Raw genomic sequence first — 24,635 nt, forward strand, 5'->3', positions numbered from 1 at the left:
TGTGAGTTCGGCAACGTGGCCGCCAGAGCCGCTACAGTATGATTCGAGCTCACCGTCAGGGGCTCGAATCACTATGCGATCATCGGCAACCCGGCTCGTTCGCGATGCCATCATCGCGTGTCTCGCGCTGCTCTTCTTCGCCTGCCTTCCGGCCTCCGCACGCGCGGCCGACTGTGGCGCCGGCACGCTGGTCACCGTGGTCGCGCACCTCGACGACGATCTGCTATTCGTGGACCCCGCCATCAACGAGCGTCTCGATGCGGGATGGTGCATCACCACCGTCCATCTGATCGGCGGCGCCAATGGCGCGGACTTCGCTTACGTTCAAACCCGCGAACGGGCTTCACGGCTCGCCTATGCGCGCATGGCGGGCGTGCCCGACGATTGGCTCGAGTCCAACGAGACGATCGCCGGCAAGCTCGTGCATCAGATGGTGCTGAAAGCGAGGCCGCAAGTGCGCCTGTTCGAACTGCGCCTGCCCGGCGGCGCCGTGCGCGGCGGCCGCGTGCCGCTCGGTCTGCTGTGGGAACAACACGCCACGCTCTCGACTTATCCGATGAACGCGGACGGCTCCGTGCGCGTGAAGTACGATCGCGATGCCTTGTCGGCCACGCTCAGAGCGATACTTGCGCCGGCCACGCTGATCTATACGCTCAACCCGGATACGGTGCCGTTCATCGAGCATCCCGATCACATCCTCTCCGCGCGCATTACTCGCCACGTCGCCCAGACGCTCGGCAAAGGCGTGCCGATCGTCTACCACGTCACCTATCCGACCGGCAGCTGGCCGGGCAATCTGCCGGCCGCCGAAGTGCAGCGCAAGCGCGACATCGTCGCCAGCTACTTTTCGATCGACGGCGGCGAGTCGTCGCATGTATTCGGTGAATTTCAGTGGGACGGCAACTGGATTTCGCGCCGCTATGCCTTTGCCGACCGTACCGATCGCCGCGTGCCGGACTTCGTGTCTCGTCCGGTTCAGCTCTTCAATGCGGCGGCCAGCCGCTGCCTGAGCTCGGCAGGGCCCGGCCGTGCGCCGACGCTCGCGGCGTGCACGGACTCGCCGGCCCAGCAATGGCGCTGGGATCCGTTGAGCGTCTATCCGGGCAATACGCGCAACGCCGCGCTCGTGAGCGTCGCGACTTCGCAGTGCATCGCCGAACGCGACGGCTATCTGATCGCGGAGACCTGTGATCAATGGGACGTGGCGCAGCGCTGGACGCCGTGGGATTTCGGCCTCGTCTATACGCCAATGCGGCATTGCCTCGGCGAAAACGACGGCAAGCTGACCATGCGCGGCTGTACCGCGCTCACCACGCGCTATCGTTGGGCCACCACGCAACACACGCAGGCGAACGATTTGCGGCTCGCCGCCGTGATGGCGGGCGACGTCGCCGGCTCGGGCGAGCAGTCCGCGGTGTATGTCCAGCGGCAACACGACGGCCCCGGATTCAACGTGTATGCCGCCTCGCTCGCCAAGGTGTCGCCGCCCGCGCTGTGGTACGCGAGCGTCGTCCCGTTCGATCCGCGCGCCACCGCGGCAAGTTGCGCCGGCGACAAACTGTGCTTCGACAGCGTGCGCTTTCTGCTCGGCGATTTCGACGGCGACGGCAAGGCGGATCTGATGATCGTCGCGGCGCGCCAGGGCGGCACCGCCTTCTGGTTGCTTCGCAGTGCTGGCGACCACTTCGAGGCGCCGCGCCTGTGGCTGCAAACCAGCAATACGTTCAGGCCGGAACTGGCCCAGCAATATGTGGCTGGAGACTTCACCGCAACGGGGCGGGCCAGCGTGCTGATCGCGCAAAAACGGGCCGACAGCGGACTTGATCTATGGGTCGCGTCGGCACAAGGAGCAGGAGCCGCGATGGCGTCCGCGCCGGCGCTCTGGGCACAGGCCAGGAACCTGCCGCAGAACGTCAATCTGCTGGTGCGTGAGACAGCAGGCTCGCGCGCCTCACTGATCGCGGTGGACGGTGCAAACGGACGGCTCGCGCTCACTTCCATCGCCAATGAAGGTGCGCGCATGAGCGTCGGCGAGCGCAACGTCTTGCCGGCGAGTTTCGTCCCCGGCTTCGTGAAAGTGACAATGGGCGCCGTGCGCGGCCGCGACAGCAACACGCTGATTCTGCTGACGCCGCATCTCGACCAAACGAGTGAGGAAGCCATGATCGATGTCGCCACGCTCGACGTGAGCGGCTCGACAAGTTCGCCTGTGCGGGCGGCGACATTGCACGACATGTCGTGGTCGGACGTCTTTCCGGCTTTCGTGCGCGACAAGCAGGGCCCCGCACTCGTGCTGTTTCGCCGGACCGACGCCACCCTCGGCGATTTCTATTTCACCGGCGGTGCGCCGGCGTTGTCGCGCTATCCATCAGGAAACGGACTCGCGTTGGGCGAAGCTCAGGAATTCGGCAACCTGCCGGGGCTTTTCTCGGAGACAGTGCGAATCGACCGGCTCGCGCAATAGCGTGCGAGCCGGCCGCTCCGATTGGGCGTCAGGCTGAAACCTGGAGCGGTTGAACGAACTTCCGCGCGATCGTCATGTACCGATCCGCTGTGTCGTGCAGCGTGTAGCCGGCCAGTTGCCGGTTCGCGCGCGGCATGCCGAGCGCGCTCAGCAATGCGCCGCCGTAGGCTTCCGGGTCGGTCGTATCGACGAGGTTGACGCCGGCAAATGCGCTCGCGAAGCCAAAAGACGGAATCCGGCTCGCCACGACAGGAATGCCCGAAGCAAGCGCCTCGAGAAAACCGATGCTCTGCGCTTCGAAACGCGACGGCATGGCGAACACACGCGAGGCGCGCAGCAGCGCCGCCACATCCGAGCGCGGTCCGTTCACCGTCACCTTGCTTTCCAGACCCAGTTGACGGACAAGCGACAGGACCGCACGGTGATAGTCGAGGTCTTCGACGACACCACACAGCAAGAGGCGCGCATCCGGTTCCGATTGCAGCACGCGTTCGAAAGCGCGGATCGTGTCGAGCTGGCTCTTGCCTTCGATATACCGGCCAAGCTGGACGATCTGCTTCGGGTGCGCGTCGATATCCGGCGCGCCTGCGTCGCTGGCTTCGGCGAACAACTGGGCATCCACGCCGTTCGGAATCACGACCATGGACGGATGGCGGCCGATCTCGCGGAGGTAATCGTCGATATTCTGCTGCGACACGCCGATGATCGCCCGCGCCCGCCGCGAAAGGAGGCGCTCGGCCCGCTTGAGCGCGCCGTTTTCGAAGTCGTTCACACCGGAATGCATGACCCAGGCAATCGGCGTATTCACCGGCAGAAGACGCACATACAGTGCGGCAAGCGTTGCGTGAGCCACGATGAAGTCGGGGCGAAAGCGCCGCACCACGCGATACAGGTACAGCAGCTTGCCTACCCTGCCGTAGCGCACATCGGGAAACAGACAGGTGACGCCCGCCGCCTGAAGCTCGGCGTGAATGTCGGCGAAGTCGTCCTGCTGCGGAAGCAGCGATGTCATGCAGACTTCATGGCCACCGCGCTGATGGTGAATGGCCAGCCCTTTTACGAGTACTTCTGCCCCGGACAATCGCGGTGCATGAACCAGTTGAAGAATCCTCACGATTGATCTCTCAGCCTTAACCTTTTTTGCGCAGCGGACGGGATGCCGCCCCCGTCATTGCAGACCCCAAATAACGTCGGCACCCATCTTCGTGTATGGCGCGCTCCTTTTTGCAGAGCGCATCAATGTCTCCGTAAATCAGCGACAGTTCCGCCGCGAACTCCATGTCGCGAGGAAACCTTACACCCAAGACCCAGCACTTTTACGCCAAGCCCAAGACTTTTTCGGCTCGCTAATGAGCGCTAGCGCCCATTTCTCAGTCGATTGACGCTGCCGGATAGTTAGGCATCCATTTCAAATACTTACGACCCCGATTCACCGTGGCGGAAAAAGACTGGTCTCACCTGACAGATCTTTTTCATTCGATCAATGTAATTAGTACTGCATTAATGATCATACGTAACGACTCGTTACTTCTTTTAAGCACACTAATGCGTATCGTTGCGGTCGATTCTTCCCAAACTGAGCATTTCTAGCTTACAGGACAGTAAAAAGTTCATCGGCTAGCGCCCTGAACTCAAGCATTGCGATCTGAATCGCGCTGTTCCTCAACACGCTGGCCGTTTCGTCGTACGTTCTCCGGTCGTCCGATTCCGCCAAAGCCGCTCGCATCAGCGGCCCGGTTTCGCGCGACAAGCGTTTCTCTGCAGAGAAACGCGTTCGAGGCCGACAACCCGGGAAGGCATCACCTTCGCGCAGCTGGAAATGCTGCGCATCCAGGACGCCAGTGTCGAAGCCTCGGTCATCGGCTGGCTTGCAAATGAACCCCGATGTTCGCTCTACCTCCTGACGCGCTTTGCGCGAGGAGCCGGACGAACGATCAGCCAACGCATTGCTTACAGATTGATGAAATCGCAACTACTCCTACTCTCGACACTGTCCATCGCACTCGCCGCATGCGGCGGCGGCGGTGGCAGTAACGGCGCCGTCAGCAACGCGGCATCCCAGTCCAACGGCAGCAATGGCACCAGCAGCCCGGCCAGTGCGGCCACCACGTCTGCCGCTGGCAACGCCAGCACCGGCACTGCTGCGCTGAACGCCACGGGCGGCACCGCGGCCATGACCTGCGCCTCGCCCACCACATCCGCGGGCTCGGGCAGCGCGACGATTTCGGCGGATACGCCGAGCGCCGACGGCACGCGCATCTTCGCCTCCGGCAGCACGTTCCAGATCGCCTTCAACACCAACGCGCCGAGCGCGGACACGCTGAACTGGGCCGTCACCGACACGCTCGGCCGCGTCGCCGCGAGCGGCACCACCGCCGTGGCGAGCGGTGCCAAGACCATCACGTTCAATTGCACGTCGACGCTCGCCGGTTATTTCGCGGCAACGGGCACGCTCGCCAAAAACGGCGGCCAGCTGCCGCAGGCCGGCACCCGTCCGGTCGGGATCGCGACTTTCGGCGTGACGCCGAACCTGGCCGGCGTCGTGCCGGCCGTGACGTATGCGCGTCAGGAGCAGCATCGCTTCGGCATGCAGGGCGCGAACGACAACGGCCCGCTGCTGGCCGCGCTGGGTATTTCGTCGACCATCGACGATCGCCAGCTCTCGACCATGGAGCCGAACGGACCGAACACGTTCAACCCGTCGGCCGACAATCTCGATCCGTTCTACAAGAGCGGCAACGTGATGCGGCTGATCCGCCTCGACGGCATTCCGGCCTGGGCGAGCAGCACCGGCGCCTTCCAGGACGACACCACGCTGCCGACCAATACGTCGTACTACCAGAGCTACATGAGCCGCGTCGGCACGGAATCGAACGCGATTCGCGCCGCGTATTTCCCGACCCAGTCGGCGAACTACTATCAGGTGACGTGGGAGCCGAACCAGATGTGGACGGATACCGACGCCAACTACGTCGCGTTGTACAAAGCCGTCTACCAGGGCATTCATTCGACCGATCCGCACGCGATGGTGATGGGTCCGGCCGATGCTTTCCCGAGCCTGACCACTTCGCACCTGAAACGCCTCGCGCCGCTCGGCTTCGGCCAATACATCGACGCCGTCGCCACGCACGGTTACTACGACGCGGGCACCTCGCCGTCGCATCCGCCTGAGCGCTACGACAGCGACCCGTCCACCGCCGACGGTTCGTTGCGCGGCCAGATGCGCAACCTGCGCGCCGAAATGGCCACCGACTACCGTACGGGCATGCATCTGTTCTCGACCGAAGCGGGCATCAGCTACGACCTCGGCTCGTCGTACGGCCCGAACTATCCAAGCGCCAATGTGCTGTACGCGCAAGCGGCGGTCGCGGCGCGCATGCACATCATCACGCTCGGCGAAGGCGCGGACCAGACCTACGTGTTCTACGGCGCGGACTATCCGGATGAAGTGGGCTACGGCACCTTCTTCGACTTGAGCGACGCGCAGGGCGCATTCGGCGCGACCAACATCAGCCCGAAACCGGTGGCGATGGCGATCAGCGCGATGACGCACACGCTCGACGGCACCACGACGTTGGGCCCGGTCAACGGCACGCCGACCGGCGTGTACGCTTACGCGTTCCAGCAGGTGGGCAACGGCGCGGTGATTACCGCTCTGTGGGCGCACAACAACAACGTGTGGAGCGCGAGCGCGGGCTTCAGTTCGACTTATAGCGTCGCGTACAGCCTCAACGTCGATCAACCGGGCACGAGCGGCACCGTCAAGGTGATCGACATGATGGGCAATGCGACCAATGCGAACTACAGCAACGGTGTGCTGACGCTCAACCTGACCGAGTCGCCGGTGTATGTGGTGTCGAACAACGCGTCGGTCGCCAAGGCCAATGCGACGACGCCGGTCGGATACGTCGGCATGTAAGCCGCGCGTTCAAAGTACCCGGATTCGGGTACTGCGGCCGACATGAAAAACGTCAGCCGGCTCACGGGCCGGCTGACGTTATTTTTTTGGGCGTTCAAAACCTGCATCGCAAGTGCAGTGCTTCAACTCTCTCCCAACTGCCCCTCCATACCGCGCAATTCGCTTTCGCGTTCCTTGGACACCTTGCCGATCGGCGGACCGGCGAAACTCTTGCGCACGCCCGCGCCATACCAGATCGCCAGCAGCACCGCGAGCAAACCGGCAATCACGTAGACCACTTTCTGATTCGGCGGCTGCATGCCGACATACGCGAGCACCAGCGCGCCGATCACCGCCGCCACCGCGAACGGCTTCGACAGCATGCCCAACTGGAACGGGCCTTTCTCGTTCCACGTGCGGCCTTCGGCGAAAATGCCCGCCGCAATCGGCATGGCGTAGGAGATGAACAGGAACACCGCACTACCGGCGCTCAGCACCGTAAAAGCGTCGCCATAGAGCGTGACGACGATCGCCAGCACCGCCGAGGTCCAGATGGCGGCGCCCGGCGTGCGATGCGCGGCATTCACTTTGCGCAGCCACTTCGATGCGGGCAGGCCGCCGTCGCGAGCAAACGCGAACATCATGCGCGACGTGGAGGTCACCGCAGCAAGACCGCACGCGTAGTTGATGAAGAACATCAGCAGTTCGATGACAATGCGCAGCGGCCCCGGAATCGGCGCGAGAATCGCTTCGAAGAAACCCGTGCCCTGCTTCACGGCCGCGCCGATATCCGGCATGACCAGCACGAACGCGCACACCATCACGTAGCCGAAGGTCGTGGACCAGAACACCGAGCCGACGATACCGCGCGGCACATTGCGCGCCGCCTGATGCGTCTCCTCCGAGGTATGCGCCGATGCGTCGAAGCCGGTAATCGTATAAGCGGTCAGCAGAAGGCCAGAGAGAAACGCCATCGCCATGGTCTGCTTCGGCCACGCGCCGCCGTCCACACCCGTAAAGTTGGTGAACGTGTACAGCCGCGACAGATCGATCTTGACCGGCGAATACACCAGCAACGCCCCGACCAGCAGAATCGTTACCACGAAGATCAGATAGCCCGACAGGTCGGTGATCCTGCTCGTGATACGAATGCCGCGATGATTGAGGAATGCTTGCGACGCGGTGATCACGGTCAGAAACAGCGTCTGCTGCCACCAGCCGAGCGACTCGGGCTTAACGCCGAACATCGGCGCGATCAGCGTGCGGAAAAACGGATCATAGGTGCCGAAGTTGATCGCGGCGACCACGAACACGAGGCCGAGCAGATTCAGCCACGCGGTCAGCCAGCCCCACGTCTTGCCGCCGAGAATCGAACTCCAGTGATAGAGACCGCCCGCAGTGGGATACGACGAGGCGATCTGCGCCATCGCCGCGGCCACCACCAGCGCGAACAGAGAACCGAGCGGCCAGCCGAGTCCGATCGACGCTCCGCCCGCCGCCGACAGGCCCATCTGGAACGACGTGATGCCGCCCGACAGAATGCAGATCAGCGAGAACGACACCGCGAAGTTCGAGAACGCCCCCATGCGCCGGGACAGTTCCTGCGCGTAACCCATCTTGTGCAACAGCTTGACGTCGTTGTCGGCGGACTCCGCCGACGGCAAGGCCGTGTTGATGTCCATGACGCGATCCTTTGAACAGGGTTATGACGAAGCGGCCAACCGGCGAGCCGGTTCAACGGCGTGGCCGCGCCAGGCAAAGCGGCTCACGCGGCCGTGAAACAGTTATCGACGTACAGGTGTGCGCCGTTGACGAAACTCGCGTCGTCGCTCGCTAGAAAGAGCGCGGCGCGCGCCACTTCCTCCGGCGCGCACAGGCGGCCCTGCTGCACCGACAAGGCGGCTTCGCTCGCATCGAACCCGTACTTCGCGAGCGCGCTGATTTCGCGGCGCCCATGCGGCGTGTCGATGAAACCAGGGCACACGGCATTGCAGCGAATGCCCCGGTCGCGATACTCGACGGCGATGGCACGCGCGAACATCGCGCATGCGCCTTTGGTGGTGCAATAGAGCACTTCGAGCGGCGTCGCCGCCACCGACGAGATCGACGCCGTGCAGACGATCGAGCCGCCGCCCGCCGTGAGCATGTGCGGCAGCACGGCCCGCGTCATCATGAACATGCTCTTCACGTTGACGTTCATGAGCCAGTCGTAGTCTTCGTCGGTGGTATCGACGAACGGCTTCACGACAATGCTGCCGGCGTGATTGAACAGCACGTCGATACGCCCGAAGCGCGCCATGATGCCGGCCACGGCGGCATCGACGGCCGCGCGCTTCGACACGTCGGCGGCAAACAGTTCGGCGCTGCCGCCTGCCGCGCGAATCCGCGTCACGACTTCCTCACCGGCATCCGTATTGATATCGACGACGGCGACCTGCGCGCCTTCCTGCGCGAACAGCAACGAGGCCGCGCCGCCCGCGCCCGTCGCGCCGCCCGACACGATTGCGATCTTGCCTTCCAGCCTGCCTGCCGATCTGCTCATACGCCACTCCCTTTCCTGTGCATTGCGTGATGCACAAAGTAGGGGCGGCAAAAAGCGGCGACTATCCAAAATTGGCAAAAAGATAAAAATCCCGTAAAAATTCCGCCTCCTGACAAATGCATTACGGCGACTTCCGGCCGCGCGGCAGGTAAGCAAAGACGCACCGCGCCAACCCTACGGCAGGGCTTTTTTTTCGCATACACTGGTCGGCACGAGGCTTTCGGGGAGCGCCATCAGAATCGGGAGAAGCTATGCAGGCGGTCAATCAGACGAGCGGCGCGGTCGAGATTCGTTGTTGCCGCAACATTGACGAGCAGGCCATGCTGCTCGACGCATGGAACCAGAGCTACTGCCAGATCTCACGCGGCGCCTTCGACGGCTCGGTGAGTTCATGCCACTCGGGCGGCGTGCGGGTGCTGGTCGAGCGCCTGAACCGCACGGTCTATCAGCGCGGCCAGGTCGCGGCATCCCGGGTCGCGGTGGGCATTCCGTTTCAACTCGAAGGCCATGCGTTGTTGTGTGGACAGACGAGTCATCGCGACGGCTTGCACGTGTTTTCCGGCGATGGCGGTTTCGAATTTCTGTCGCCCGACAAGCATGTGGTGGTGAACCTCGAAATCGAACCGGGCGCGATCGGCGACCCGCTGTTGCGCTCGCAGCTCGACGAACTGACACGGCTGCTCGGCTCGAGACCCGGCATATTGAACGTCGATCCCACGAAACTGCAGGGCTTTCGCGAGGTGCTGAAGCAGTTGCTCGACGCCGTCGCGGCCACCCCCACTTTGCTCGACGACGCCGCAGTCGCCGCAGCGTTCGAAAAGTCGGTGATATTCGGTCTTGCCGATGTTTTGCAGGACCTGCGCGATGCCGATCCGCACGGGAACGTCGAAGCTCGCACTGCGCGCAACTGGCAACTGGTGCGTGGGGTTCGTGAGCTGATCGAGGAATCGCCGCAGTGTCCGCTTTCCGTGGCGGAGTTGTGTGCGCGGTTTCGCGCCAGTCGGCGTACGTTGCAATATGCGTTCGAAGATACGCTCGGCGTCAACCCTTCCGCTTATATGCGCGCCGTCCGGCTCGATCACGTGCGCCGTGAATTGCGCGGCTCCGCTTCAGTGACGGAGGTCGCCACGCGGTGGGGGTTCTGGCATTTCGGGAATTTCTCCAGCGAGTATCGCGGGCAGTTCGGCGAGTTGCCGTCCGAGACCTGGAGAAGGAGCCGGACGGTTTAGATTGTTTGCCCGCGCGGACAAAAGTAGCGCACACTAGCTTACTGCTCCTATGCGGAGCAAAAACCGCCAATTGGGAGTCCATCATGGCAAAAGGTCAAATGCGCAGTAACCGCGAAGTCAAGAAACCGAAGCAGGCGAAGAAACCGCAACCCGCCACTTCGCCATCGGGCGCGCCGCCGATCCGGGTAGCACCAAGCGCCTCGGCCACCGCGAAGAAGCATTAAAAGGCAAGACCGATTGAGCACGCCCGCCACATCGAGGCGGGCATCCATCCAAAGCGCATTTCCTGCAGCGCCCCATCCCGCATCTTCGGCCTGAGCGTCCCGACGGCCATCCTCATCCGCACTACCAACGCCATGGCTCCGGGTGTCGCTACGCCTGCTTCGTTCATGGCGCGGCGTTTCCCACATATCACGCTCTTATTTCCGGGCTCATCAGCAACGCTATAGAAATGCGAGCCTGCGCGACTCGATCGAGCACGCTCCTCATGCGCGGACTTGCCCGGCGTTTCCGGTCTGGCTATGCTGAAGGGCTCGCCGATACCACGCGTGTCGGCGACACACGAATCGCAACACGAAACAGAACAATCGATCCGGGATAGCCATGTCCACCACCAGTCTTTTCCTCACCGCCGCGGGCGTCGGGCTCGCCATTGCCGCGCCGGTCGGCCCGATGGGCATGCTGTGCATTCGCCGCACGCTAACCGGCGGTCCGCGCGCCGGGCTCGCGATCGGCTTCGGCATCGCGACCGGCGACGCAGCCTATGGGCTGATCGCGGCGCTCGGCCTCGTCAGCATCTCGCAGTTCATGCTGGCGTATGACCGCCCGTTGCATCTGCTCGCCGGGTTGTTCCTGCTGTATCTGGGCGTGCGTACGTTGCTGCAGAAAGCCCCAGCCGACGCAGCGGACAGCACCGCAAACGGCGCGTCAGGCGGCAACGGCAAGCTCGCCCAGGTGGGCCGCGCCGGCGCGCTGCGCGCGTATGCGAGTTCGTTGCTGCTCACGCTGACCAATCCGCAAACGGTCATCATGTTCGTCGCGCTGTTCACAACGCTCGCCCCGCGCGGCGCGTTTTCATCGAGCATTGCGCTGACCACCGTGGGTGGCGTGTTCTGCGGCTCGATTGCATGGTGGTGTTTCCTCGTGACCGTGGTGTCGCTCGCGCGCCACGCGATCGGCAGCAAAATGCGCGTCGCCATCGACCGGATTGTGGGCTTCACGCTGGCGGCGTTCGGCGTCGTGGAGATTCGCCGGGCGCTTTGAGCGCGCGTCGCGACCTTGGGGTTGGCCGAAGTTGCGCTTTCAGTCTCACGAGCGCCCGCGCAACGCCGCGACCGCCTCGCCGGCAATCGCCAGCAACGCAACCGGCAAAGAACCGGCAAAGCTTGGGCGCCGCCAGCCAGGCCACGTGAAAACCGCCCCGAGGTTCTTGCGCTGATCGACCGTATGCGGGCAGCGCAGCACACCGCTTCGTACGCGAACGCGGCAGTTTTGCGACAATAGCGGCTTTCGCCGCGCCGCGGCGGCCTTCCCGCCGCCCTTCACCGACTGTCGAAGGCAGGCGCACCGGCCTTGCGGCCTGATCCGTCCAACCCACCCGACCGTCAGCGGTCCGCTCAATGGCTCTTCCCCACATCGATCTGCTGTACTCCGTCTCCGGCCTGTTCGTGGGCTTTCTGGTCGGATTGACGGGCGTCGGCGGCGGCTCGCTGATGACGCCGATCCTCGTCCTGCTGTTCAACGTGCATCCGGCCACGGCCGTCGGCACCGACCTGCTGTACGCGGCGGCCACCAAGGCGACCGGTACGCTCGTGCACGGCCTGAGGGGCACCGTGGACTGGCAGATCACCCTGCGCCTCGCCGCCGGCAGCGTGCCGGCCGCCACGATCACGCTGATTCTGCTGCATCGTTTTGGCATGGATACGCCTGGTGCGAGCCGGCTGATCCAGATCGTGCTCGGCGCGGCGTTGCTGGTGACGGCGGTGGCGCTCGTGTTTCGTCCGCAACTCGCGGCGCTCGGCGCGCGCCGGCAACGCGCGCCGCGTCAGGGACGCACGCTCGCGCTGACCATCCTGACCGGCGCGGTGCTCGGAGTGCTGGTGTCGCTGACGTCGGTGGGTGCGGGCGCGATCGGCGTGACGGTGTTGTTGTTGCTCTATCCGCTTCTGCCGACCACGCGCATCGTGGGCTCCGACATCGCGCATGCGGTGCCGCTCACCCTGCTGGCGGGCGCCGGCCATTGGCTGCTGGGCTCGATCGACTGGTCGATGCTGCTGTCGCTGCTGGTGGGCTCGCTGCCGGGCATCGCAATCGGCAGCTTTCTGTCCTCACGCGCGCCGGACGCGCTGCTGCGCAACCTGCTCGCCGCCACGCTCACGCTGGTCGGCGTGCGCCTCGTGCTGGCCTGAACGGGCGCGCAGGCCGGCGCCGCGTATTGCCACGCCACGCCTTGCCGCTCAGGCTCAGGCTCGACTCAAGCAGACGACTGCTATTTGAAGAACCGGCAGGTCAGATCGGCCTCGAACTGCCGGACCCATTGACCTTGACGGTCGTGATAAGACTGCGCCCAGCCGCCGCGCCGGATGGTGACGAGGCGCTCGTGCGCGGCATCGCTCGGATCCGCGCAGGCGCTGATGTCGAAATGCGCCGGTGCAAAACCGTGCCGCGCGCACACCAGTTCGAAGGCCGCCCGATCGCTGATGGGCAGATCGGTATAGCGCAAAAGCGAGGTTTCCATGGCGTTGACTCCGGTTCCCTACGCATCACAGTACGCTTCGGGTCGCGTCAGCAATGTGTCACAGCGCACAGTCGCACAGCGGCGATGCCGCCGTGTTGCTTGCGACTGCCCGGACCCATCATCACCGCTTCAAAAATCGCCAAATTAAAATAAAAAAGGCTCCGGTTTTTTGCCGGAACCTTGGTGCACAACTGCATCACGATGGCGCAAGGCGGCTTGGCGCCGCCCTCGCCTGATGCGACAGCCTGCTTACTGCTGCTGGACGTTCAGCTTGTTCGACACCGACGTCACGCCGGCGACGCCCTTGGCGGCTTCGCCTGCGGCGTCGATCTGCGCCTGGTCAGGCACCGAGCCCGTCAGCGTCACCGCGCCGCCACGAGCGCGCACGGCGATGTTCGACACGTCGATACCTTGCGCCTTGGCCAGCGCGCTACGCACCTTGCGGCCCAACTGGCTGTTCGCCTTCTTGGTCGACTTGGCGCTCGCAGCCGGCGCGGCGGTCGTGCCCGTTGCCGTTGCGTCGCTTGCCTGAGCGTACACATTGCACGCCACTACCATTGCCACCACCGAGCCCAGCGTTTTCAGAAAACCGACCGATTTCATACTTTTCTTCTCCTTAGCTTCACATTGGACCGCATATAAAAGCGGCTTCGTACGACTTCCGGCAGCCACGCTGGACGCGCGACAAGGCGCGGCCCAGCGACGGCCGACTATGGCTGCAACACGGTGTGCGAGAGGCGAAGAGGCTGGCTGCCATTGCCGCATGCGATGACAGGCATGCAATGCGGTACGACAGACCGGCAAGCCGCGAAGTCCGCGAGCGCGCCCAGTTCTTGTGTGTCTTGCCGGGTCGCGCTGCGCAAACGTCTGTTCACGGCAGCGATGCACAATTTAATCTAGCCGGGCCAGAAGCGCAAAGGGTTTAGTCATACGCGAGGGCTGAATCGCGTTACCCGCAGCGGTGTCACACGCCGTTCACGATTTGTTACGGCTTTGTCGGTGAGCGCGGCGGCCATGCGTGCCGCCGTGCGGCGAATCTCAGGTACCATCGGCGCGACGCGCGCTGCCGCGTGGCTCGCGCGCCATTCGCGGCAGCCGGCGTGGCGCGGCGTGAGCGCTTCACCCCGGTTCGCGCGCCGCAGAGCGCCGCCCCTGTTCACTTTCGACCGTAGCCGTCACGTCATCCGATGAAGCCAGCCACCGGCCGCAAAAGCCCTCCCCGTCTCGTCGCCCGATTCGTCGCGATCTCCTGGCGCGATCTCGCCGTCTCGTTCGGGCCGATCCTGCTGATCGCCGCGGTCGCGATCTGGGTCGCCGTGCGTCTGATTCAGCCCGCGCCGCCCAGCACGTTGACGATCAGCGCCGGCCCGGAAGGCAGCACCTTCTGGAATGCCGCCCAGAAGTACAAGGAAATTCTGGCGCGCAACCGCATCACGCTGAATGTGCTGTCCTCGGAGGGCTCGCTGCAGAATCTCAAGCGCCTGTCGGACCCGAGCTCGAACGTGGATGTCGGCTTCGTGCAGGACGGCGTCGCGCCCGGCTCCGCGTCCAACGGTCTGATGTCGCTCGGCAGCGTGGCCTATGTGCCGCTGGCGATCTTCTATCACGGCCCGACTATCATGCGTCTCTCCGAGTTCAAGGGCGAGCGGCTTGCCGTCGGCGCGGAAGGCAGCGGCACGCGCGAGCTGGCGCTGGCGCTGCTCAAGGCCAACGGCATCGTGCCGGGCGGCGCAACCAAACTGCTGCCGCTCTCGGGAGACGACGCCGCCGACGCCCTCGTCTCCGGCAAGGTCGACGCGGCGTTCCTCGCCGGCGATTCGGCGCAACCGGCGGTGATGGGCAAGCTCTACCGCACGCCGAACGTGCAGTTCTACGATTTCTCGCAGGCCGACGCCTACACGCGCCGCTTTCCCTATCTGACACAGCTCACGATGCCAATGGGCGCGTTCGACCTCGGCAAGAACCTGCCGTCCGCGCCGATTCATATGGTGGCGCCGACCGTCGAACTGGTGGCGCGCGACTCGCTGCACCCCGCGCTTTCCGATCTGCTGATCGAAGCCGCGCGCGAGGTGCACGGCAAGGCGAACATCCTGCAGCGCGCCGGCGAGTTTCCCGCGCCGCTCGCGCACGACTTCCCCATCAGCGACGACGCCGCCCGCTACTACAAGTCGGGCAAGAGCTTCCTCTACCGGATCCTGCCGTTCTGGCTCGCGAGTCTCGCCGACCGGCTGCTGGTGGTCATGGTGCCGCTGATCGTGTTGCTGGTGCCAGCCTTGCGTCTCGTGCCGTCGCTGTATGCATGGCGGGTGAAATCGCGCATTTACCGCTGGTACGGCGCGCTGATCGCGATCGAGCGCAGCGCCCTCAGCGACCATTCGCCCACCGAACGCGCGTCGCTGCTCGAACGGCTCGACGCGATCGAGGAATCCGTCAACGGTCTGAAGATGCCGCTGGCCTATGCGGATCAGTTCTACGTGCTGCGCGAGCACATCGGCTTCGTGCGCGCGCGGCTCACGCAGGCTCGCGACGCGCAACGCGACGGCGCCGCGGATGAAGCGCCGGGCGTCGATAACGGGCGCGGTAAAGCACAGGAAGCTGGCGAAGCAGGCGCGGCGTCCGCATCACCCAATCCGTCCAGTCCGTCCGCCGCGAACGAAGCGGCCGAGATCGGCGAAACGCCCAGCGACGACGCCGCGAAACCATATTGACGGATGCAAGCCGCGGCTGCTCCGCGTAAGATCATTACAATTTCGGCGGTCCGCGAGACGGGCCGTTCGGAACAGCAATCCGGGAGACATTTATGACCGTTGGCATCGACGCCAGACAACCGCTGTGGTTTTACGACTTTGTCTCGCCGTTCACGTACCTGTTGCTCGAGCAGCACGACAAATGGCCGGGCTTCGACTTCGTCTTCACGCCGGTCGTGCTGAACGACCTCTACCGTCACTGGGGACAGCGGCCGGCTTACGGTGTGCCCTCCAAACGCACCTTCATGTACCGGCACGCGCTGTTTCGCGCGGAACAGCTCGGCATTCCGTACAAGATGCCGCCCGCCCATCCGTTCGATTCCACGAAGCCGCTGTTGCTCGCCACCGCGGCGAACGGCGACGTCAATTTCGTGCGCGAGATTTTCCGCTTCATCTGGCGTGAAGGCCGCGATCCGTCGACGGACGTGGCCTTTGCCGAATTGTGCGAGCGCGTCGGCCTGCCCGACGGTCCGGAACTCATCAAGAGCCCGGAAGTGAAAGCGCAATTGCAGCGCAACACGGCGGACGCGATCGGCCTGGGTGTCTACGGTGTGCCGACCTTCCGTCTGAACGATCAGTTGTTCTGGGGCGAAGACGCGCTGCCCATGGTGCTGTACTGCGCGCGCACGCCGAACTGGCTCGAATCGAAAGAAGTCAAACGCATCAGTACGCTGCCGTCGGGGCTCGTGGACCAGCAGACGTAGGCGAGACGTAAGCCTGAAGCGGACGCGAGGCGCGTCCCACGGCGCTTTCGCCGGTTCGTCGCGGTAAAACAGCCCTGCTGATGCCGGCCATACCTTGCCTGCTATGCCGCTACACCGCAAACAGGCCTAAGGTTATGACCTTTGCTTCGTGCGCGTTGGCGCCCCGCTCTCGCCGGCGACGCCGTACGAAGCTTCATCGGATCCGGTCCGCTTGCCCCGCCTCGCTTAAATCATGGACGACACCGCCGCCTCCCTCGATATCTGGCTCGTGCGCGTGCTGCGCACGCTGCTGGTCGAGCGCAGCGTCACGCAGACCGCGCTGCGTCTGAATCAGACCCAGCCGGCTATCAGCACCGCGCTGCGCAAACTGCGCGAGACGCTCAACGATCCGATTCTGGTGCGCGGCAAGTCGGGCATGGTGCCCACCGAATACGGCGAATCGCTGCTCGCCTCCGCGCAACGCGTGCTGCGCGAAGTCGATTTTGTCGCGACGCCGCATGGCGACTTCGATCCCGGCCGCTCGCGCCGCACCTTTCGCGTGGCCGCGCCGGATTATCTGAACGACTTCTTCATGCCGACCGTGATCGCGCAATTTCGCGAGGCGGCGCCGCACGCGCGGCTCGAAATAGATTCGCTGAGTCCGATGCTCGATCATTCGGCCGCGCTCGACGCCGGCGAACTCGATCTGGTGATCGGCAACTGGCCCAAGCCCGACCCGCGCTTCGAGCGCAGCGACCTGTTCTCCGATACGGTCGTGTGCATGATGCGCGCCGATCATCCGCTCACGCGCATGCCGCTTACGCGCGAAGCGTATCTCGCCGCGCCGCATCTCGCACCGACACCGTATAGCGGGGCGAGCAGCGGCGCGATCGACATGGGCTTCACGCGGGCTCGCGCCGAGCGCCGCATCGTCGCCACGCTGCCCTACTTCGGCCTGGTGCCGCAGACGCTGCTGCAATCGGATCTGATCTTCACGACGACACGCCGTTTCGCGATGCACTACGCGGACATGCTGCCGCTCGCGGTGGTCGACGTGCCGATTCCGTTTCCGCGCATCAAGTGCTACCAGCTCTGGCATCCGCAGCCGGATCGACCGAGCGACGTCGGCTGGCTGCGTGCGCTGATGTCCCAGGTGTCGGACGGGCTGGTCGCGCAGAAGGTGCGGCGCGCAAAACGGGCGCCGAAAAAGGAAACGTCAGCCGCGACGGGCTGACGTTTGGGGTTTGCGGCTCGAAGGGCGCTGCTTGCGCGCCGCGTCCTGGCCGGCGCTTGGTTCCGCTGATCAGACAGCCGCGCAGAGCTTCTGCGTTGCCACTTGCGCCACGACCTGCCGCGAACGGATCTGCAGCAACTCCGCGCATACCGCCACGGCGATCGCCGCAGGCGCCTTGTCGACGATGCCAGCCACGCCGATCGGACACGTCATCTCCACCAGGCGGTCCAGATCCACGCCGCGATCGAGCAAACGGCGCTCGAATTTCACGCGCTTCGTCTTCGAACCGATCATGCCGAAGTAGGTGAAATCGCGCCGCCGCATGATGCGCGCGGCCAGCGAGAAATCGAGCGCGTGGTTGTGCGTCATCACCAGAAAATAGGCGCCGGGCGGCGCCGTGTCGACGATCGCATCCGGCGTGTCGGTGGCTTCGACCTGCACGTTGGCGGGCGTTTCGTCGGGGAACCGTTCGTCGCGCTCGTCGACCCACTGGACCACGCACGGCAAGCTGCCGAGCAGCTTGACGAGCGCATGCCCGACGTGCCCCGCGCCGAACAGCACGATATGCATCGGCGCCGGACGCGGCGTCTGCACGCCGCTGCGCCGGCCGATCTGAACGGACGAAAAATCGTTCATGGCGATCATTCCAATTCCAGTGAGTGTGTTGTTCACGCGTTGCTTTTCCGGCTCATTGCCGCGCCCATTGCGGTCCGCTTATCGATTCGCTTATTGCCGCGCCGCCGCGGTGGCGGCACGCACCGCGCCGACCGCCTTGAGGATTTCCTCGCTGGTCGCGGGCGCATTCAGCGGCGGGTTGACCTTGTGGTTGCCCACTGCCGACACCGCGTCGCGCACCGCGAAGAACACCGAGAACGGCAGCAGCAGCGGCGGCTCGCCGGTCGCCTTCGAACGATGGATGCTGTCCTCCGCATTGCGGTTCTTGAAGAGGCGCACGCGGAAGTCGGGCGGCGTATCGTTGACGGTCGGAATCTTGTAGGTGGACGGCGCATGCGTCATCAGCTTGCCGCCCGCGTTCCACCACAGTTCTTCGGTCGTGAGCCAGCCCATGCCCTGAATGAACGCGCCTTCCACCTGGCCGACATCGAGCGCCGGATTCAGCGAGGCGCCCACGTCGTGCAATGCGTCCGCGCGCAGCACGCGCATTTCGCCGGTCAACGTGTCGATCACCACTTCCGACACCGCCGCGCCGTACGAGTAGTAGTAAAACGGCCGGCCTTGCAGCTTCGATTGATCCCAGTAGAGCTTGGGCGTCGCGTAGAACCCGTCCGACCAGAGTTGAATACGCGCGACGTAAGCCTTCGCGATGACCTCTTCGAACGGCACGATGATTTCGCCGACGACCACGCGGTCGTGCACGAAGCGCACTTCCGACGCGCTCACCTGCCCTGCGCCGAAGCGCTCGGCGGCAAACGCCGACAGACGTTCGCGCAACTGGCGCGCGGCGTCCTGCGCGGCCTTGCCGTTCAGGTCGGAGCCCGTCGAGGCCGCCGTCGCCGACGTGTTGGCGATCTTGCTGGTGTCGGTCGCGGTGACGCGAATGCGGTTGAAGCCGATGCCCAGTTCATGCGCGACGACCTGCGCGACCTTCGTGTTCAAGCCCTGGCCCATTTCGGTGCCGCCGTGATTCACCAGCACCGAACCGTCGGTGTAGATGTGCACGAGCGCGCCGGCCTGGTTGAAGTGGGTCACGTTGAACGCGATACCGAACTTGACCGGCGTGAGCGCCATGCCCTTCTTCAGTATTTCGTTGTTCGCGTTGAACTCGTTGATCGCGGCGCGGCGCGCGCGGTATTCACTCGTTGCTTCGAGTTCGTCGATCAGTTCGTGAATCACGTTGTCTTCGACGATCTGGCCATACGGCGTCTGGTTACGCTCGGTCTTGCCGTACAGATTGCGGCGGCGCACGTCGAGCGAATCCTCGCCCACCGAGCGCGCCACGTTGTCCATGATGTATTCGATCGCGAACGCGCCTTGCGGGCCGCCGAAGCCGCGGAACGCCGTGTTCGACTGCGTGTTGGTCTTGCCGCAGAAGCCGTCGATCGTGACATCCGAGAGCCAGTAAGCGTTGTCGAAGTGGCACAGCGCGCGCGTCATCACCGGACCGGACAGGTCGGCGGAAAAACCGCAGCGCGAGGTCATGTCGACCGTCACGCCGTCGATCACGCCCTTGTCGTCGTAGCCGACTTCGTACGTGTAGTGGAAATCGTGGCGCTTGCCCGTGACCATCATGTCGTCGTCGCGGTCCGGACGCAGTTTCACCGGGCACAGCAGCTTCCATGCGGCGAGCGCCGCGCAGCACGCGAACAGACCCGATTGCGATTCCTTGCCGCCGAATCCGCCGCCCATCCGGCGGCATTCGATCAGCACGTTGTGCGACGCCACGCCCAACGCGTGCGCGACCATGTGCTGCATTTCGGTCGGATGCTGCGTCGAACAGTAGACGTGCATGCCGTCGTCGTCCTTCGGCACCGCGTACGAAATCTGGCCTTCCAGATAGAACTGCTCCTGGCCGCCGAGCAGCATCTCGCCGGCCTCGCGACGCGCGGCGCGGGCGATCTTGTTGCCGGCTTCGCCGCGCGCGAGTTTCATCGGCGGCAGGACGTGCTGGTTCGCGGCGCGCGCCTGCTGCGCGGTGAGAATCGCCGGCAATTCTTCGTAGACGATTTCCGCGCGGCGTGCCGCGAGACGCGCCGTTTCATGCGAGGTCGCGACCACGATGAAGATCGGCTGGCCGACGTATTGCACGAGGCCGTCGGCGAGAATCGGATCGTCGCCGTGGATGATCGGGCCCACGTCGTTGACGCCCGGAATATCGTCAGCGGTGAAGATCGCGACCACGCCAGGCGTGGCGCGCACCTTGTCGAGCGACATCGAGACGATCTTCGCGTGCGCTTTCGTCGACAGGCCGAGCGCCGCGTGCAGCGTGCCGGCGAGCGTCGGAATGTCGTCGGTATAGGTAGCGCGGCCGCTTACGTGCAGATGCGCGGACTCGTGCGGACGCGAGATGTGGACCTGGGTGAAGTCCTCGAGATCCTGAAGGTCTTTCAGGAACGGTTCGGCGTGCTGATTCATTGTTGTGTTCTCCGTATCCTTTCGTCGTCTCAGGCGCCGACCGGTGCGCAGGCCGCAGCGACCGCGCGCACATCCAGCGCGCTCTTCGGCAGCGGGTTGTTCGGACGCGTTTCGAGCCAGAAGCGGTACAACGTGTTCTTCGCCGATTCGAGGCGATAGTTGCTGGTCGCTCGCATGTCCGACAGCGGCGCGTAGTCGTTGCCGAGCGCGAGCATCGCGGCCTGCGCAGTGGCTTCGTGCCATTCGGCGTCGCGCAGCACGGCTTCCGCGTGGGTCGCGCGCTTGGACGTGGCGGCCATGCCGCCGAACGCGATGCGCGGCTCGCGGATCAGGTTGCCGTCGGCGATGAACGCGAACGCGGCACACACCGCCGAGATATCCGAATCGAAACGCTTCGACAGTTTGTAGGTGCGGAATTGCAGGTTCCGACGCACGCCGGTGCGCGTCGGCACTTTCAGGCCGACGACGAACTCATGCTCCGCCATGTCCTTCTTCTGATACGCGAGGTACAGGTCCTCGAGCGGCATCTCGCGCTCGATCTCGCCGCCGCGCACGATCACACGTGCGCCGAGCGCGATCAGGCCGGGCATCGAATCGCCGATCGGCGAGCCGTTGGCGATATTGCCGCCCAGCGTGCCGGCATTGCGAATCGGCAGCGACGCGAAGCGTTGCCACATTTCAATCAGTTCGGGATATTGCTTCGCGATCTCCGCATAGGCTTTTTCGACGCTGACACCCGCGCCGATCTCGATCCATTCGTCGTTGGTCTCCAGCTTCTGCAGTTCGGCGATCTGCCCCACGTAGACGATATTGCCCAACTCGCGCATCTGCTTGGTGACCCACAGGCCGATGTCCGTGCTGCCGGCGAGAATGCGCGCGGCCGGTTCGGCTTCCTTGATCCTGGCGAGTGCTTCGACCGTACGCGGCGCGTCGAACTGCTGGCCCGCGTGCTGGTAGTGGAAGGTGTCCTTGCGCTCGAGCGTGGCGAGCGTGTTGGCGAGCGCCTCGACATTGACCGGCGCTTTCGGCGCGGGCGCTTCGAACATGCGCACCGCCGCGTCGACGATCGGGCGGTAGCCCGTGCAGCGGCACAGGTTGCCCGTCAGCGCATTGCTGATCGCCTCGCGCGACGGCACCGTCTTGTTCGCGCAGCTGTGCTCGTGACCGTGCTTTTCATAGAGCGACCACATCGACATGACGAAGCCCGGCGTGCAGAAGCCGCACTGCGAGCCGTGACATTCGACCATCGCTTCCTGCACGGGATGGAGCGACCCGTCCGGCTGGCGCAGGTCTTCGACGGTGAAGAGCGCCTTGCCGTCGAGCGTCGGCACGAACTGAATGCAGGCGTTGACCGCCTTGAAGTCGACGCCGCCCGCTTCGTTGCGCTCGCCGATCACGACCGTGCACGCGCCGCAGTCGCCTTCGGCGCAGCCTTCCTTCGTGCCCGTGCAATGCGCGTCCTCGCGCAGATACTGCAGCACGGTGCGGGTGACGGGCGCGTCCTTGATCTCACGGATCGCGTTGCGGTGATAGAAGCGAATCGGCTCAGTCATGTCTCGTTACTCTCGAATGTTCTGTGTCCGTGGGACGTGCAGCAGGGATGGTTCGAAAACTATCACCGTCAATAAATACAACCCATAGCGGCGATCGCATGCGGGACATATCCGCAAAACGATATCGAGATGGGTTTGAGGGGCGGTTGACTTATGGTGATTAGGACTTTTTGCCGTATTTTTATCTCTTATACGGATTTAACGCCAAGCCTAGTTGGCGCATCTCAGGCAGAGATGCTGAAAAAACAGGCAGCGAGGGGTCGAAAATGGCCCACTATGGGGTTCCGGGAAGGCGCTTTTGTCGGATGAATTATTAAGCAACTCCTGCAAGAAAACCGGTTCCATGGGAAAATCACGCCTTCCCGCCGAATTCAAGTCTCGTTTTCCCCATGTCCACCGACTCAGCGACACCTCGCAGCGAATTTGCGACGACCATGCAGATCATTCCGGTCGTCTTTTTCACGTTTCTTTGCTATCTGACGATCGGAATTCCGCTTGCGGTGTTGCCGGGCTACGTCCACGACGACCTCGGTTACAGCGCCGTGCTGGCTGGTGCCGCCATCAGCGTGCAGTATCTGGCGACGCTGGCATCGCGACCGCTGGCTGGCCGTTCCGCGGACACGTTGGGGCCGAAACGGACGGTGACGATTGGTTTGATGGGGTGTGGCGCGAGCGGGGTTTTGCTGTTGCTGGCTGTGCTGTGCGGGCGCTGGCCCGTGCTGAGCCTGGGGCTGCTGGTCTGCAGCCGGCTCGTGTTGGGATTCGGCGAGAGCTTGTGCGGCACGGGTGCGATTCTGTGGGGGATCGGCCGGGTGGGCACGAGCAACAATGCGCGGGTGATCTCGTGGAACGGTATCGCGACGTATGGCGCGCTGGCGATCGGTGCGCCGCTGGGTGTGGCGATCGAGCACACGGTTGGATTTGCCGCGTTGGGCATTCTGGTGATTCTGCTGGCGGCGCTCGGGTTTTATCTCGCTCGTCCAATCGCGCCGGTGCCGATCGTGCATGGCGAGCGGATGTCGTACCGCAGTGTTTTCACTCGCGTGTTGCCGCATGGGATTGGGTTGGCGCTCGGGTCGGCCGGATTTGGGTCGATCGCGACTTTCATTACGCTGTTTTATGCGGCGAAGCATTGGCCGAATGCGGCGCTCTCGTTGACGGTGTTCGGGACGCTGTTTATCGGGGCGCGGTTGCTGTTTGCCAATACGATCAAGACTTATGGCGGGTTTCGGGTCGCGATTGCTTCGTTTTCGTTTGAATGCGCCGGGTTGTTGATGTTGTGGCTGGCGCCTGAGCCTCATGTTGCGCTTGCTGGTGCGGCTTTGACTGGGTTCGGGTTTGCTTTGGTGTTTCCGGCTCTTGGGGTCGAGGCGGTTGGGCTTGTGCCGCCGGCTAGTCGTGGGGCGGCTTTGTCGGCTTATTCGGTTTTTCTCGATCTCTCGTTGGGGATTACTGGGCCGTTGGCCGGGTATATCGCTGGTGAGTTTGGGTATGGGTCGGTGTTTCTTTTTGCGGCGGTTGCCGCTGCTGCGGGTGTTGGGCTGTCTACTCTTCTTTATCTTCGGAATGCTAAGGTCACTAATTTGCCTGCGGCGCTTTGAGGGGGTGCGATCGGCACGGTTTTGTTGTGGACCTGGGGCGGTGGCCTTTCCTTGTTTTCTTAGTGGTCTATTAGCGTTGCCCCTGTGCGGGGCGGCACCTACTTTCTTTGCCGCGGCAAAGAAAGTAGGCAAAGAAAGCCGCTTTGAACCGCCAGCTCATAAGCGGGTCCCTCGCACAGTCGCCGTAGTGGTGCATCTGGAATCGGGGTTCTCGCGCATTCGGCCTCGGTGACAAGGCCGTCATACCTCCCGCCTCGCGCTCCGCGCTCGCCGGAACGGTCGGCTTCAGGCCCCCGGCTTCGGTTCGGTCCAGCAGTGTTCCGTGTCCCTCAATGCGCAGTCGCTCTCGTTCGTGCGATCGTTTTGGATCGAGCTGGCTCGCTGTGCTTGGCTCGAGTTTCGTCAACCTCTTCTCGGGTTTCCGATGCCCTCCGCGTCGCTTTTTCAAGAACATTCGCTGCGTGGCGCGCCGTGATCCTGCTTTGCACAACGCCCCTCGCGTCCAGCGCAATGACCTGATATAGCTCACGGTCAGTCTCGACTTCGTATTGGTAGTCCTCGACGGTGTCGAGCAACAGATCCAGCAATCGTCGCTGGCGATGTCTCTCTTCTCGTGTCACAGCCGGACTCCTAACTATCGAGGCCACAAGCGTGGTCAGTTTGTCTAATTGGCTTAATTGCCGTTCAATCAATCCGAAAGCGGACAGCGCCAGTTTCTCGTATTGAACTGCGTCAACGGGCGGCCGCGATGTGGTTCGTTTACGTTTGACGGATTTACTCATGGCGCGATCTCCCTAAACTTAGCTGGACCGCTCACCTAGCGCTTGCACGGTGGTGAGCGGGCACATTGACGG

Annotated in this window: 20 protein-coding genes; 10 read left to right on the forward strand and 10 right to left on the reverse strand. The window is 63.8% G+C overall.

Annotated elements, in window-relative coordinates; genetic code table 11:
• The first annotated feature begins 73 nt into the window (after positions 1 to 73).
• Positions 74 to 2,464, forward strand: a complete 2,391-nt coding sequence (locus tag P0D71_RS14285; RefSeq protein WP_408480644.1) for a PIG-L family deacetylase — start codon at positions 74 to 76, stop codon at positions 2,462 to 2,464.
• A 28-nt stretch (positions 2,465 to 2,492) separates the two neighbouring features.
• Here the strand turns inward: P0D71_RS14285 and P0D71_RS14290 are convergent, their stop codons facing one another.
• Both P0D71_RS14290 and P0D71_RS14295 read right to left on the reverse strand, forming a co-directional pair.
• On the reverse strand, positions 2,493 to 3,578 hold the full coding sequence (locus P0D71_RS14290) for a glycosyltransferase family 4 protein (RefSeq protein ID WP_408480646.1): 1,086 nt from the start codon (positions 3,576 to 3,578) through the stop codon (positions 2,493 to 2,495).
• Positions 3,579 to 4,414: 836 nt separating this feature from the next.
• The gene (locus tag P0D71_RS14295) at positions 4,415 to 4,867 is read right to left on the reverse strand and encodes a hypothetical protein (RefSeq protein WP_408480648.1); all 453 of its coding nucleotides are present in this window, start codon (positions 4,865 to 4,867) and stop codon (positions 4,415 to 4,417) included.
• Between P0D71_RS14295 and P0D71_RS14300 the strand changes: the two genes are divergently transcribed.
• The gene (locus tag P0D71_RS14300; RefSeq protein ID WP_408480650.1) at positions 4,842 to 6,383 is read left to right on the forward strand and encodes a hypothetical protein; all 1,542 of its coding nucleotides are present in this window, start codon (positions 4,842 to 4,844) and stop codon (positions 6,381 to 6,383) included. The two genes, P0D71_RS14295 and P0D71_RS14300, sit on opposite strands and share 26 nt — an antisense overlap.
• A 122-nt stretch (positions 6,384 to 6,505) precedes the next feature.
• Here the strand turns inward: P0D71_RS14300 and P0D71_RS14305 are convergent, their stop codons facing one another.
• Together P0D71_RS14305 and P0D71_RS14310 are read right to left on the reverse strand one after the other, a co-directional pair.
• Positions 6,506 to 8,044: an amino acid permease gene (locus P0D71_RS14305; protein WP_408480652.1), complete on the reverse strand. Its 1,539-nt coding sequence runs from the start codon at positions 8,042 to 8,044 to the stop codon at positions 6,506 to 6,508.
• Positions 8,045 to 8,127: 83 nt separating this feature from the next.
• Positions 8,128 to 8,904 (reverse strand): SDR family NAD(P)-dependent oxidoreductase, encoded by a 777-nt coding sequence (locus P0D71_RS14310; RefSeq protein WP_408480654.1) that lies wholly within the window; start codon positions 8,902 to 8,904, stop codon positions 8,128 to 8,130.
• Between the two features lie 251 nt (positions 8,905 to 9,155).
• Between P0D71_RS14310 and P0D71_RS14315 the strand changes: the two genes are divergently transcribed.
• From P0D71_RS14315 to P0D71_RS14330, 4 genes are all read left to right on the forward strand, one after another.
• Complete coding sequence (locus P0D71_RS14315; protein ID WP_408480656.1) at positions 9,156 to 10,133, forward strand: helix-turn-helix domain-containing protein; 978 nt, start codon at positions 9,156 to 9,158, stop codon at positions 10,131 to 10,133.
• A gap of 83 nt (positions 10,134 to 10,216) precedes the next feature.
• A complete protein-coding gene (locus tag P0D71_RS14320) occupies positions 10,217 to 10,357 on the forward strand; it encodes a hypothetical protein (RefSeq protein ID WP_177205024.1) in 141 nt (46 codons plus the stop codon).
• A 379-nt stretch (positions 10,358 to 10,736) separates the two neighbouring features.
• Entirely contained in the window at positions 10,737 to 11,396 is a 660-nt protein-coding gene (locus P0D71_RS14325; protein WP_408480658.1) for a LysE family translocator, read from the forward strand.
• Between the two features lie 356 nt (positions 11,397 to 11,752).
• Positions 11,753 to 12,541 carry a sulfite exporter TauE/SafE family protein gene (locus tag P0D71_RS14330; RefSeq protein ID WP_408480660.1) on the forward strand — a complete coding sequence of 263 codons (789 nt, stop codon included), beginning with the start codon at positions 11,753 to 11,755 and terminating at the stop codon, positions 12,539 to 12,541.
• 80 nt (positions 12,542 to 12,621) lie between these two features.
• On the opposite strand, the gene P0D71_RS14335 is transcribed toward P0D71_RS14330, so the two are convergent.
• Positions 12,622 to 12,870, reverse strand: a complete 249-nt coding sequence (locus P0D71_RS14335; RefSeq protein ID WP_091796617.1) for a hypothetical protein — start codon at positions 12,868 to 12,870, stop codon at positions 12,622 to 12,624.
• 249 nt (positions 12,871 to 13,119) lie between these two features.
• A complete protein-coding gene (locus P0D71_RS14340; RefSeq protein WP_091796618.1) occupies positions 13,120 to 13,473 on the reverse strand; it encodes a BON domain-containing protein in 354 nt (117 codons plus the stop codon).
• A gap of 584 nt (positions 13,474 to 14,057) precedes the next feature.
• On the opposite strand from P0D71_RS14340, the gene P0D71_RS14345 reads away from it, so the two are divergent.
• The 3 genes from P0D71_RS14345 (at position 14,058) to P0D71_RS14355 (ending at position 17,534) form a co-directional block, all read left to right on the forward strand.
• Entirely contained in the window at positions 14,058 to 15,578 is a 1,521-nt protein-coding gene (locus P0D71_RS14345) for a TAXI family TRAP transporter solute-binding subunit (RefSeq protein WP_408480662.1), read from the forward strand.
• A 92-nt stretch (positions 15,579 to 15,670) separates the two neighbouring features.
• The gene (locus P0D71_RS14350) at positions 15,671 to 16,321 is read left to right on the forward strand and encodes a 2-hydroxychromene-2-carboxylate isomerase (protein WP_408185951.1); all 651 of its coding nucleotides are present in this window, start codon (positions 15,671 to 15,673) and stop codon (positions 16,319 to 16,321) included.
• Between the two features lie 232 nt (positions 16,322 to 16,553).
• Positions 16,554 to 17,534, forward strand: coding sequence for a LysR substrate-binding domain-containing protein (locus tag P0D71_RS14355; protein WP_408480664.1), 981 nt, complete (start codon positions 16,554 to 16,556; stop codon positions 17,532 to 17,534).
• A 69-nt stretch (positions 17,535 to 17,603) separates the two neighbouring features.
• Here P0D71_RS14355 and xdhC read toward each other — a convergent pair whose 3' ends face one another.
• The 3 genes from xdhC to xdhA form a co-directional block, all read right to left on the reverse strand.
• On the reverse strand, positions 17,604 to 18,170 hold the full coding sequence (gene xdhC, locus P0D71_RS14360) for a xanthine dehydrogenase accessory protein XdhC (RefSeq protein WP_408480666.1): 567 nt from the start codon (positions 18,168 to 18,170) through the stop codon (positions 17,604 to 17,606).
• Between the two features lie 90 nt (positions 18,171 to 18,260).
• Positions 18,261 to 20,627, reverse strand: coding sequence for a xanthine dehydrogenase molybdopterin binding subunit (gene xdhB / locus P0D71_RS14365; protein ID WP_408480669.1), 2,367 nt, complete (start codon positions 20,625 to 20,627; stop codon positions 18,261 to 18,263).
• Positions 20,628 to 20,656: 29 nt separating this feature from the next.
• Positions 20,657 to 22,180 (reverse strand): xanthine dehydrogenase small subunit, encoded by a 1,524-nt coding sequence (gene xdhA, locus P0D71_RS14370; protein ID WP_408480671.1) that lies wholly within the window; start codon positions 22,178 to 22,180, stop codon positions 20,657 to 20,659.
• Positions 22,181 to 22,569: 389 nt separating this feature from the next.
• Here xdhA and P0D71_RS14375 point away from each other — a divergent pair, with 389 nt between their 5' ends.
• A complete protein-coding gene (locus P0D71_RS14375) occupies positions 22,570 to 23,781 on the forward strand; it encodes an MFS transporter (RefSeq protein WP_408300999.1) in 1,212 nt (403 codons plus the stop codon).
• A gap of 329 nt (positions 23,782 to 24,110) precedes the next feature.
• On the opposite strand, the gene P0D71_RS14380 is transcribed toward P0D71_RS14375, so the two are convergent.
• Positions 24,111 to 24,563, reverse strand: a complete 453-nt coding sequence (locus tag P0D71_RS14380; RefSeq protein WP_408355491.1) for a hypothetical protein — start codon at positions 24,561 to 24,563, stop codon at positions 24,111 to 24,113.
• Positions 24,564 to 24,635: the final 72 nt, after the last annotated feature.

Origin of the sequence: Paraburkholderia sp. RL17-383-BIF-A, from assembly GCF_046028015.1 — a bacterium.
Lineage (GTDB): Bacteria > Pseudomonadota > Gammaproteobacteria > Burkholderiales > Burkholderiaceae > Paraburkholderia.